We start from the raw sequence: 11,986 nt of genomic DNA, 5'->3' as shown, positions 1-11,986 counted from the left end.
CGCTGAACTGTGTCCGATCCGGACCTGCTCTGCGCCAGCATCCGCGTGGTTGGCTGTCCTCGGCACCGTGGCCTCCCCGGCCTGGCGCCGGGAAAGGACCCCGCACGTGGCAACCACATCTCGACTCAGCGGACTGCGCAATCTCTCGATCGAGGAGCGGCGCTCGGCCGTCGCCGAGGCGATCGGCGCGTCGGCCGATCTGCTCGCCCCCCTCTCCGGTTCCGGCCTCGCCGATGACCAGGCCGACCGCATGATCGAGAACGTCATCGGCCAGATCGGCATCCCGGTCGGCGTCGCCACCAACGTCATCGTCAACGGTCGCGAGGTGCTCGTGCCGATGGCGACGGAAGAGCCGTCCGTCGTCGCAGCCGCCAGCAACATCGCCCGCATGTCCCGGGCGCGCGGCGGCATCACCACGACCTCGACCGCCCCGATCATGCAGGCGCAGATCCAGCTACTCGACGTCGCCGACCCGCACGGCGCCCGCGCCCGCATCCTCGAGCGCCGCGACGAGGTGCTCGCCCTCGCCGATGCCCAGGACCCCAAGCTCGTCGAGTTCGGCGGCGGCGCCCGCGATCTCACGGTGCGCACCGTCCATGGACTGCTCGACGATCACCTCATCGTGCATCTGCTCGTCGATGTGCGCGATGCCATGGGCGCGAACGCCGTGAACACCATGGCCGAGGCCATCGCCCCGCTGCTGGCCGAGATCGCCGGGGGCCGTTCGCTGCTGCGCATCCTCACCAACCTCGCCGATCTGCGCCTCACCCGCGCCCGCATCGTGATCGGCGCGGACGAGCTCGGCGGCGCCCGCGTCGTGGACGACATGATCACCGGTGCCGCCCTCGCCTACGACGACCCGTACCGTGCGGCCACCCACAACAAGGGCATCATGAACGGCATCTCCGCCGTCGTGCTCGCCACCGGCAACGACACCCGCGCGGTCGAGGCGGGCGCGCACTCCTACGCCGCCCGCGACGGCCAGTACCGGGCCCTGTCGCGCTTCGAGAAGAATGCCGACGGCGACCTCGTCGCCACCCTCGAGCTGCCGATGGCCGTGGGCCTCGTCGGCGGCGCCACCAAGTCGCACCCCGCCGCCCGCGCCGCCGTCGCCCTCACCGAGGTGACGACGGCCAACGAGCTCGCCCAGATCGTCGTCGCGGTCGGCCTCGCGCAGAACGTCGCCGCCGTGCGCGCGCTCGCCGCCGAGGGCATCCAGCGCGGCCACATGGGCCTGCACGCCCGAAACGTGGCCGTGGCGGCCGGCGCGACCGGCGCCGAGGTCGATCAGATCGCCGCGGCGCTCGTCGCCGGCGGGGCCGTGCGCGCCGACGTCGCCGAGACGCTGCTCGCCGAGCACCGGAAGCGCTGATGGCCGGCATCCGGGGGCTGGGGCTTCCCGTCGTCGATCCGCTGCCGAAAGTTTCGGGCGACAGCGTCGAGATCTGGGAGGTGTCCCCGCGCGACGGCCTGCAGGCGGAGTCCCGCACGCTCGACGTCGACACCCGCGTGGCCCTCATCGAGCGCCTGGCGGCGGCCGGAGCATCCGTGATCGAGGCCGGCAGCTTCGTGCGCGCCGACCGGGTGCCGCAGATGGCCGGCTCCGATGAGGTGCTGCGCCGTGTCGCCCACCTGCCCCAGCGCACCCCCGTGCTCGTGCCCAACGTGCGCGGCTACGACCTGGCCCGCGCGGCCGGCGCCGACGACATCGCCGTGTTCCTCAGCGCGACCGAGAGCTTCTCGCAGGAGAACCTCGGCGCCTCGCGCGAGCGCATGGAGCAGCACGCCGCGGCCGTCGTCACCCGCGCCGCCGAAGACGGTGTGCGCGTGCGCGGCTACCTGTCGATGGTCTTCGCCGACCCCTGGGAGGGCGCGACACCCGTCGCCGACGTCGTGGGTCTCGCGACGCGGATGCGAGGATGGGGCGTGCGCGAATTGTCGCTGGGTGACACCATCGGCGTCGCGACTCCCGGCCAGGTGCGCACCGTGGTGCGTGCTCTGACCGATGCCGGCATCCCGGTCTCCGACCTCGCCCTGCACATGCACGACACGTACGGCATGGCAGCGGTGAACGTCTACGCCGGTCTCGATGAGGGCGTCCGCGTCTTCGACGCGGCGGCCGGCGGGGTGGGCGGATGCCCCTTCGCGAAGTCTGCGACGGGGAACCTGTCCACGGACGATCTCGTGTGGATGCTGGAGGGAATTGGCATCCGCACCGGAATCGATCTCGACGCCCTTGTCGAGACGAGCGCCTGGCTCGCACACGAGCTGGGCAAGAACCCGATGTCACGAGTGGCAACGGCGCTGACCCGGTAGAGAGGAAGAACCGTGCAAGAACAACGACTGCTGGAGGTGTGGGGGGATACGGTCGACGGCCGTCATCTGCTCGGCTCCATCGGACTGGGCATCGGCATCGCCGTCCCGGTCTTCCTGGTGGCGCAGTGGGGGTTCGGCGAGCTCACCGGCGGTGACGCGCTCGCCGATTCCTACGCGCTCGTGGCGGGGCTCGCCGCCTGCGTGCTCGCCGCGGTGATCGCCGCGAACATCTTCAAGCCCAAGCGCATCGTGACGATCGGCGAGAATCATGCCAGTTCGCGCGAAGCGGCCATGGATGCGATCGAGGACGAGATCGGGCCGCTCGGCGACCCCGACGAACTGCCCGCGGCCGTGCTCCGCGAAGTGAAGGAGCTCGGGCTGTACGACGACTTCGTCGCCCAGCACCGCAAGAACGTCGCTCGTGCCGAGGCGGGTGACAAGCTCTGATGGAGTCCCTCCTCGAACCCACCCTGTGGGCACTGGGCATGGCCCTGATCGGCACGATCGTCTTCGCCCTCATCGGCCTCGTCTCGGGCACGGATGAGACGGCCACGATCGCCCCGTTGACGCTGCTCGTCATCCTGCTGGGCGTGCCCCCTGCCGGCGTCTTCGCCTTCTTCATGGCATCCATCGCGGCGAAGCACATCACCCACGCGATCCCGACGACACTGCTGGGCATACCCGGCGATACGCTCGCGGCGCCCATGCTGCGCGATGCGCAGATGCTGCGCGAGCTCGGAGTTCCGCACATCGCGCTGCGCAAGGCGATCTCGGGCGGCGTCGTCGCCGCGATCATCGCCGTGCCGCTGGCGGTCTTCTTCGCCTGGGTGATCACTCCGTTCTCGGACGCGATCAGCGCTGTCGCGCCCTGGCTTTTCCTCGCCGCCGCAGCACTCATCGCCGTGCTGTCGAAGGGCCGCTGGGCGGCGCTGTTCGCCCTCATCCCGTTCGTGCTCATCGTCGTCGGCATGCAGAACTTCGCCACCGGCGCGCTCGGCAAGGGCCTGTCGGTGAGCTTCTTCCTCGGCATCGCGATCGGTCCGCTCATCGCGGACCTGTTCCTCGCGTCCAGCCCCATCGGCCGCAAGTCCATGATGCGCGACGCTCCCCGCGAGTTCGAGCTGGCCGCGGATGTGCGCACCTGGAAGGGGCGCATGCCCAACCCGGTGAGCGTGCTCGACCGCACACAGCTGAGCAGCACGGCCGGGGCCGCCGTGATCTCGAGCGCAACGTTCGTCTTCTCGCCGGTCGCCATGACGGTGCTCATGGGCGAGATGTTCGCCGGACGCATCAAGAACGGCTACCGGCGCCTGACCACGATGATGTCGGTGAAGAACGGAACGACCGAGTCGACGTACATCGCCGAGACGCTCATCCCGCTGATCGCGATCGGACTGCCGCTGTCGCCGATGGCCGCGGGCCCCGCGAACCCGCTGTTCAACGCGCCGCCGATCTTCACGATCGATGCGGAGACCGGGCAGACCAACAACCTGCACGACCTGCTCGCACCGTGGCAGTTCCTCGTCATCGGCCTCGCGGCCGTGCTGATCGCCCTGGCGATCACGTACCCGTTCGCGATGACGCAGGCGCACCGCGCGGCGGCCTGGATCATGAAGAAGATCTCGCACGAGGCGATCATCGGCGCCTTCGCCGGTCTCATCGCCGTGATCTGCCTGTACGAGGGCGGCGTCATCGCGCTGCTCGTGTCGGTCACGATCGGTCTCGTCGGCGGGCTGCTGAACAAGCTGTTCAACATGCACACCGGAGTCCAGTTCATGGGCTACTACGTGGCAGTCCTCACTGTTCCGGCGATCACCGCGCTCTTCGCCTGACAGCTGCCGGATCGGCTCAGGGCCGTCGTCCCCTCGGGGGCGGCGGCCCTTTCCGTCACAGAACGGCATCGATATATCAGGGCACCCTTACCCGGGTGTACATTAGGTCAGGCTTACCAAAGCTCAGCGGCTGTCGCCGCATCCTTCCCCCCGAACCCGAAAGGGATGACTGTGCGCATCTCCCGTGTCCTGAGCATCGGCGCCGTCGCGGCCCTCGCCCTCGGCCTCGCCGCCTGCTCCACCTCCTCCGCCGAGACCGATGGCGACGCCGGCGGGAGCGCGGCATCCGAGGGCGTCTTCCCCGTGACCGTGACGCACGCCCTCGGCGAGACGGTCGTCGAGTCCGCGCCCGAGCGCGTCAGCACGATCGGATGGGGAAACCAGGACGTCGCGCTCGCGCTCGGCATCGCGCCGGTCGGCGTCGACGACCAGACCTGGTCGATGGACGGCAGCGACGGCCTCGGCGTCTACGACTGGACTCTCGATGCGTACAAGGCCCTCGGCGCCGAGGAGCCGGTCGTGTTCTCGACCGCCGACGGCACCGACTTCGAGACGATCGCCGATACCGCCCCCAACCTCATCCTCGCCGGCTACTCCGGCCTGGACGCCGACAGCTACGCGACGATCAGCGAGATCGCGCCGACCGTCGCCTACCCGGACGCTCCGTGGATCACCCCGTGGCGCGATGTCATCCGCGTGGATTCGGCCGCCCTCGGCCTCGCCGATGAGGGCCTCGCGCTCATCGACGACCTCGAGGCGCAGATCGCCGACGCGACCGCCGACTCCGACTACACCGGCACGAAGGCCGCCTTCTTCTTCATGAACGCCGCCGACCTGTCGACGATCTCGATCTACGGTCAGGGCGACTCCCGCACGGCGTTCCTCCACGACCTCGGCTTCGAGCTGCCCGAACTCGCCGGCGGTCTCGACACGTTCTACGCCGACATCAGCGCCGAGAACGCCGACCAGATCGCCGACGTCGACATCATCGTCAGCTACGGCGATGGCGACGACCTGCTCAAGGCACTGCAGGCCGACCCGCTGTGGAGCACCCTCGACGCCGTCAAGAACGGTGCGGTCATCTCGGTCGGCACCGGTGATGCGTTCAGCGGTTCGGTCACCCCGACCGCCCTGTCCATCCCGTGGATGATCGAGGACTACGTCGCTCTTCTCGACGGCGCCGTCTCGTCGGTGAAGTGACCTCGACCCCGACGACGGTCGACGACCGGCGCCGCGACTCCGCCTCACAGGCGGGGGCGCGGCGCCGTGTCGTGATCGTCATCGCGGCGGTCATCGCCGTCATCATCGCGGTGCTGCTCTCGCTCGCCTTCGGTTCCCGGCCCGTGACCTTCGACGAGATCGTGGAGGGCATCGGCTCCTGGTTCCAGGGGAGGGTTCCCGACGAGATCGGGGCGATCGCCGTGCAGCAGCGCATCCCGCGCACGGTGCTCGCGGTCATCGCCGGCGCGGCCCTCGCCCTCTCCGGCGCGCTCATGCAGGCCGTCACCCGCAACCCGATCGCCGACCCCGGGATCCTGGGCGTCAACACCGGCGCTGCGCTCGCGGTCGTCTGCGGCATCGCGTTCTTCGGCATCACCTCCGCCTTCGAGTACCTGTGGCTGGCCCTTTTCGGCGCCATCGTCACGGCGATCTTCGTCTACATCGTCGGATCGGTCGGCCCGGGCGGATCGACGCCGATCAAGCTCGCCCTGGCGGGCGCCGCCACCACGGCGGCGCTGTCCTCGCTCGTCAGCGCCGTGCTGCTGCCGCGCCTCGCCGCCATGGACACCTTCCGCTTCTGGCAGGTCGGCGGCGTCGGCGGAGCCGACTGGGCCACGATGGGTCTCATCGCACCCCTCCTCGCCGTCGCGGCGGTCGCCGCCTTCATCTCCGCCCCCGCACTCAACGCGATCGCCCTGGGCGATGACGTCGCCGTCGGCCTCGGCGTGCGCATCGGCCGCACTCGGCTCATCGCCGCCGCCGCGGGCGTGCTGCTGTGCGCAGCGGTCACCTCGGTCGCCGGCCCCATCGCGTTCGTCGGGCTCATGGTTCCCCATGTCGTCCGGATGCTCGTCGGACCCGACCAGCGCTGGGTGCTGCCGATCTCCGCGCTCGGCGGGACCGTGCTGCTGCTGCTCGCCGACACCATCGGCCGCCTCATCGGCTACCCGGGAGAGACCGAGGCGGGCATCCTCACCGCCTTCGTGGGTGCACCCGTTCTCGTCATCATCGCCCGTCGCACCCGGATGAGGGCACTCTGACATGACGATCCTGCAGCCCCCGGCATCCGCCGCCGCCGACATCGCCGCCCGCATCGCGGTCGTCCGCGCCGGTCGCCGCCGACGTTCGCGCCGCCGCGTCATCGCGGTCACGGCGCTCTCCGTCGCACTCGTCGCTCTCATGGGCGCGATGATCATGCTCGGCAACACGATCTATCCGCTCTCCGACGTGCTCGCCGTCATGCGCGGCGAGACCGTGCCCGGAGCATCCTTCACCGTCGGCACCCTGCGCATCCCGCGGGCGATCATCGGCGCCCTCGCCGGTCTCGCCTTCGGCGCCGCCGGCGCGACGTTCCAGACCATGCTGCGCAACCCGCTCGCCAGCCCCGACGTGATCGGCATCAGCTCCGGCGCCAGCGCCGCAGCGGTCATCTCGCTCGTCGTGCTGCACTGGAGCGGGACGGCGACCATGCTCGTCGCCCTCATCGCCGGCATCGTCACCGCCGCGCTCATCTACCTCGCCGCCCGCGGCGGGGAATCCACCGGCGGCCGGCTCATCCTCATCGGCATCGGCATCGGCGCGATGCTCGAAGCCGTCGTGTCGTACACGATCCAGCGCGCCGCCGAGTGGGATGTCGCGGTCGCCATGCGCTGGCTCACCGGCAGCCTGAACGGCGTGCGCTGGGAGAGCGTCGTGCCGCTGGGGCTTTCGGTGCTCGTGCTGCTGCCCGTGCTCGTGCTGCTCTCGCGCGACCTGCGCGCCCTCGAACTCGGCGACGCCGCGGCATCCGCCCTGGGCGTGCGCGTCGATCTCGTGCGCGTTCTCCTCATCATCTCGGCGGTCGCGCTGACCTGCTTCGCGACGGCGACCACGGGGCCGATCGCGTTCGTCGCGTTCCTCGCCGGGCCCATCGCCACGCGCATCGTCGGTCATGGCGGAACGGTCACGGTGCCGGCGGCGCTGACCGGTGGATGCCTCGTGCTCGCGGCCGACCTGATCGGCCAGTTCATGTTCGACACGAAGTTCCCGGTCGGTGTGATCACCGGCATCCTCGGCGCTCCGTTCCTGCTCTACCTGCTCATTCGCACATCCCGACGCGGAGGATCCTCATGACCGCCCAGCATCTGCTCGCCGCCGAGGGGCTCTTCTCGGGCTACGGCGGGCGAACGATCGTCGACGGCATCGACCTCGAGGTGCCCGCGGGGCGGATCACCGTCATCGTCGGCGCGAACGCCTGCGGCAAGTCCACGCTGCTGAAGACCCTGTCGCGTCTGATCAGCCCGAGCGGCGGCGCCGTGGTGCTCGACGGCAAGAAGATCACCGAGGTGCACACCAAGGAACTCGCCCGCACGCTCGGCCTGCTGCCGCAGCAGCCGATCGCCCCGGAGGGCATCGCCGTCGCCGATCTGGTCGGCCGTGGACGCCACCCGCACCAGAAGATGTTCCGCTCGTGGGATGCCGACGACGATCGCGCGGTCGTCGAGGCGCTGCAGGCGACCGACACGATCGAGCTCGCCGACCGCAGCGTCGACGAGCTCTCCGGCGGTCAGCGCCAGCGGGTCTGGATCGCGATGGCACTGGCGCAGGAGACCGACATCCTGCTGCTCGACGAACCGACGACGTTCCTCGATGTGGCGCACCAGGTCGAGGTGCTCGACCTGCTCACCGACCTCAACCGCCGCCGCGGCACGACCATCGTCATGGTGCTGCACGACCTGAACCTGGCGATCCGCTACGCGGACTGCATCGTCGCCGTGAAGGACGGCCGCCTGCACGCGATGGGCGATCCGGCCGATGTCGTCACGGCCGACCTCATCGAGGAGGTCTTCGGACTTCCCAACACCATCACCACGGACCCGGTCTCCGGCAAGCCGATGGTCACCCCGATCGGAAGGCATCATGTCCGCTGAGACCCAGACCCGCTCCCCGTTCATCCTCGCCCGCGCAGAGGTGCGCGCCGTCGAGAGGGTGTCGCCGAACTTCGTGCGCATCACGTTCGGCGGTGACGACTTCGACCGCTTCGGCACCCCCGGCGACGTCTACGACGTGCGCATCAAGATCGTCTTTCCGCCGGCATCCGGTGCGCTCCCCGCGATCGATCGCGACACGGATGACTGGTGGGGCGCCTACCAGGCCTTCGGCGAGGAGGAGCGCGGGTCGATGCGCACCTACTCGGTGCGCGAGCTGCGCGTGAACCCCGAGGGCACCGAGGTCGTCGTCGACTTCGTGCTGCACCTGGAACCCGGACTCACGGGCCCCGCCTCGCTGTGGGCGAGCGCCGCGCAGGCCGGCGACGAGGTGCTGATCGTCGGTCCGCGCCGCGGGCGCGAGAGCCGCGGCGGCATCGAGTACGCGCCGGGCGAGGCGTCGAAGATCGTGCTCGTCGGCGATGAGACCGCGGCTCCTGCGATCGCGCGCATCCTCGAGGATGCTCCGCGCGACACCCGCGGCATCGCGTTCATCGAGGTGCCCGTGGCGGAGGACGAGTTGCCGATCGACGCGCCCTCGGGCGTCGAGGTGCACTGGCTGCCGCGCGGCGGCGCCGCGCACGGACAGCGGCTGCTCCCCACCGTGCTCGACTTCCTCGGCGACACGGGGCACCAGGAGATCGTGGTGCAGGATGCCGAAGGGGAGGACCTCGTCTGGGAGACGCCGATCTACTCCGGCAGCGGCGAGGATCTCGCCGACGATGCCGGCACGCACGGCGACCGCTACTTCTGGATCGCGGGGGAGAGCGGCGTCGTCACGACGCTGCGCCGCCACCTCGTCAAGGACCTCGGCATCGACCGCGCACAGGTGGCGTTCATGGGCTATTGGCGCCGAGGCGTCGCGATGCGCGGCTGAGTCTTCGGCGTCATCGGTGTCGGTGGCTCGTGGTTCGATAGAGGAATGGATGATGACGACCGGATGCTGCGGGAGAGCCGTGCCATCTGGGCGACGCTCATCTGCTTTTTGATCAGCGCATCGGCCGGGGCCTTCGTCCTCTGGGGAGGAGCGCCGCGCCCGATCGTCGGCGAACGATCCATCGGCCTGCCCGCTGCGATCGTGGGCGGCCTCGTGGCCGCCGGAGCGTTCCTCATCAGCAGCTTCCTGCACCGGCGCGGCGAGACCGCGGCGATGCCGCGCTGGCAGGTGCTCGTCTCGGCTTTCTCGTCGCTCGCGCTGACGATCGCCTTCGCCGGTGTGACCGCCTTCGGCGTCCTCGTCGCCGGTGAAGTGCTCGGCGTCGGTCTTCACGGATTGCAACTGCCGCCCCTCGGAGGCGGGATCGTGATCGGCATCGCCGGCGCCATCGGCGGACGCCTCGCCTTCGAAGCCGGCACTGGACTCTCCACGGGCGATCTCGCGAACCTGCTGTTCAGCTACCTCGTGCTCGGCACACTGTTCGCGATGCTCACGGCAGCCGACCCCGCCTGGTGGCACCTGAACTTCTCGCAGCTGGGCATCGGAGACGACGCCTGGGTGTTCAACGGAACGCTCATCGTCGGCGGACTCCTCATCGCCACCGTCGGGTTCTACATCGGCCGCGACCTGCACCGACTCCGCGGCGACGGCTGGTTCGGGCGGATCGTCGCCGTCGTCCTCCTGTGGGCTGCCACCGGCGTCGCGCTCGCCGAGGTCGGGCTCTTCCCGCTCGAGCGCAATCTGCTGATCCACAACATCGCGGCCGTGTCGACGCTGGTGCTCTTCATCGCGGCGGGAACCGTGACGACGTTCATGATGCCGGGCCCGCCGAAGCCGCTGGTGGTGACGTCTGCCGGAACCGTCGTGCTGCTCGTGGTCGCCTTCGTGCTCACCGACCGGTTCCACATCTTCTCGCTCACGGTGCTCGAAGCCATCGTCATCGGGATGGGGCTGCTCTGGCTCACCACGCTCGTGCGCATCCTCGCCGTGCTCGCACCGGTCGACGCGCGACCGGCCGAGCGCGGGTTGCTGCACGCCTGATCGCGGCATCCCGGAATTCCGGTCGGCGCGCCCCGTGAGGTGTGGATAACTCTGGCGTGGGGTCGGCATCTCTGTCAGGCTCGGGGCTACACCGCACCATAAGTACGGAGGGACGACGATGTCCGACCAGATATTCATCTTCATCGCGCTGGCGCTGTATTTCGCCGCCATGCTCGTGATCGGCTACGTGGCGTTCCGGCGCACGAAGAACCACGAGGACTATATGCTCGGCGGGCGCGATCTGCCGCCGGGCGTGGCCGCGCTCAGCGCCGGTGCGAGCGACATGTCGGGCTGGCTGGTCATGGGCCTGCCCGGTGCCATCTACCTCTCCGGACTCATCGAGGCGTGGATCGCGATCGGCCTGACGATCGGCGCATATCTGAACTGGTGGCTCGTCGCTCCGCGACTGCGGGCCTACACAGAGGTCTCCCGAAACTCCATCACGGTGCCGAGCTTCTTCGAGAACCGGCTGCGCGACTCGTCGCGACTGCTGCGCATCCTCGCCGGCATCGTCATCCTCGTCTTCTTCACGCTCTACATCTCCAGCGGCATGGTCGCCGGAGGCGTCTTCTTCGAGAGCTCCTTCAACTCGGACTACCTGCTCGGCATGGCGCTCGTCGCCGGGGTCACCCTGATCTACACGCTTTTCGGCGGCTTCCTCGGAGCCTCGTTCACGGACGTCGTGCAGGGCCTCATGATGGTCATCGCCCTCATCGTCGTCCCCGTCGCGGCGGTCATCGCGGTCGGCGGATTCGACGAGGTCGGCACCTACATCGACGACCTCGCCCCGAACCACCTGTCGCTCATCGGCGGCACGGCGATCACCGGCGGCACGGTCCTCGCGATCGTCTCGGCGCTCGCCTGGGGGCTCGGCTACTTCGGCCAGCCGCACATCATCGTGCGCTTCATGGCGCTGCGCAGCCCGCGTGAGGCCAAGAGCGCTCGCCGCATCGGCATGTCGTGGATGATCCTCTCGCTCGCCGGCGCCGTCTTCTCGGGCATCGTCGGCATCGCCTACATGGCGCAGAGGGGCATCGACCTGGGCAACCCCGAGACCGTGGTGCTGGTCATGTCGCAGACGCTGCTGCACCCGTTCATCGCCGGTCTTGTGCTCGCCGCGGTTCTCGCGGCCATCATGAGCACCGTGTCGAGCCAGCTGATCGTCTGCTCCTCGGCGCTCGTCGAAGACCTCTACAAGGTCATGAAGAAGACTCCGCCCGAGGGCAAGCGCATGGTGATGCTCGGCCGTGTCGCGGTGCTCATCATCGCAATCATCGCCGCCGTGCTCGCGCTCGCGCCCGACGACACCATCCTCGGGCTCGTGTCGTTCGCCTGGGCCGGTTTCGGCGCGGCGTTCGGCCCGCTCATCCTGCTCAGCCTGTTCTGGCGCAAGCTCACCAACTGGGGCGCTCTGGTCGGCATGTTCGTCGGTGCGGCGGGAGTGTTCATCTGGGATGTCGTCTGGCCGGAGATGTATGAGCTCCTGCCGGCCTTCGTCTGCGCGCTCGTCGTGGCGGTCGTGGTCAGCCTGATCACCTACCGGCCGGGCTCCGAGCGGCAGAACGAGATCCTGCAGGAGTTCACCGAGACGGGCACACTGCTCACGGTCAACGGCGTCGGCCGAGCCGCTCGCACCGACCGCATGAACCGCTGACCCGATAGGCTGTGCTGTC

The 11,986-nt window shown here is 69.5% G+C and carries 11 protein-coding genes; all 11 read left to right on the top strand.

Going from position 1 to position 11,986, the window contains the following annotated elements; all coding sequences use genetic code 11:
* Positions 1-106: 106 nt before the first annotated feature.
* Positions 107-1,372 (top strand): hydroxymethylglutaryl-CoA reductase, degradative, encoded by a 1,266-nt coding sequence (locus ACWAUG_RS04920; RefSeq protein ID WP_460801646.1) that lies wholly within the window; start codon positions 107-109, stop codon positions 1,370-1,372.
* Complete coding sequence (locus tag ACWAUG_RS04915; RefSeq protein ID WP_298041190.1) at positions 1,372-2,316, top strand: hydroxymethylglutaryl-CoA lyase; 945 nt, start codon at positions 1,372-1,374, stop codon at positions 2,314-2,316. The genes ACWAUG_RS04920 and ACWAUG_RS04915 overlap by 1 nt, the downstream gene beginning before the upstream one ends.
* 12 nt (positions 2,317-2,328) lie before the next feature.
* Entirely contained in the window at positions 2,329-2,763 is a 435-nt protein-coding gene (locus ACWAUG_RS04910; RefSeq protein WP_298041188.1) for a hypothetical protein, read from the top strand.
* Positions 2,763-4,148, top strand: coding sequence for a tripartite tricarboxylate transporter permease (locus ACWAUG_RS04905; protein WP_298041186.1), 1,386 nt, complete (start codon positions 2,763-2,765; stop codon positions 4,146-4,148). The genes ACWAUG_RS04910 and ACWAUG_RS04905 overlap by 1 nt, the downstream gene beginning before the upstream one ends.
* A 165-nt stretch (positions 4,149-4,313) precedes the next feature.
* Positions 4,314-5,348, top strand: a complete 1,035-nt coding sequence (locus tag ACWAUG_RS04900) for an iron-siderophore ABC transporter substrate-binding protein (protein ID WP_460801644.1) — start codon at positions 4,314-4,316, stop codon at positions 5,346-5,348.
* Positions 5,345-6,409 (top strand): FecCD family ABC transporter permease, encoded by a 1,065-nt coding sequence (locus ACWAUG_RS04895; protein WP_460801643.1) that lies wholly within the window; start codon positions 5,345-5,347, stop codon positions 6,407-6,409. Before ACWAUG_RS04900 ends, ACWAUG_RS04895 begins: the two co-directional genes overlap by 4 nt.
* 1 nt (position 6,410) lies before the next feature.
* Entirely contained in the window at positions 6,411-7,481 is a 1,071-nt protein-coding gene (locus ACWAUG_RS04890) for a FecCD family ABC transporter permease (RefSeq protein WP_460801642.1), read from the top strand.
* Positions 7,478-8,278: an ABC transporter ATP-binding protein gene (locus ACWAUG_RS04885; RefSeq protein WP_460801640.1), complete on the top strand. Its 801-nt coding sequence runs from the start codon at positions 7,478-7,480 to the stop codon at positions 8,276-8,278. Before ACWAUG_RS04890 ends, ACWAUG_RS04885 begins: the two co-directional genes overlap by 4 nt.
* Positions 8,268-9,212 carry a siderophore-interacting protein gene (locus ACWAUG_RS04880; RefSeq protein ID WP_298041584.1) on the top strand — a complete coding sequence of 315 codons (945 nt, stop codon included), beginning with the start codon at positions 8,268-8,270 and terminating at the stop codon, positions 9,210-9,212. Before ACWAUG_RS04885 ends, ACWAUG_RS04880 begins: the two co-directional genes overlap by 11 nt.
* Positions 9,213-9,257: 45 nt before the next feature.
* On the top strand, positions 9,258-10,313 hold the full coding sequence (locus tag ACWAUG_RS04875) for a DUF998 domain-containing protein (protein ID WP_298041580.1): 1,056 nt from the start codon (positions 9,258-9,260) through the stop codon (positions 10,311-10,313).
* A 118-nt stretch (positions 10,314-10,431) separates the two neighbouring features.
* Complete coding sequence (gene putP, locus ACWAUG_RS04870) at positions 10,432-11,967, top strand: sodium/proline symporter PutP (RefSeq protein ID WP_460801638.1); 1,536 nt, start codon at positions 10,432-10,434, stop codon at positions 11,965-11,967.
* Positions 11,968-11,986 lie beyond the last annotated feature (19 nt).

This window comes from Microbacterium sp. GXF6406, from assembly GCF_054798215.1.
Note: the sequence above shows the minus strand (reverse complement) of the source record. Positions and strands in the feature narration are given on the sequence as shown.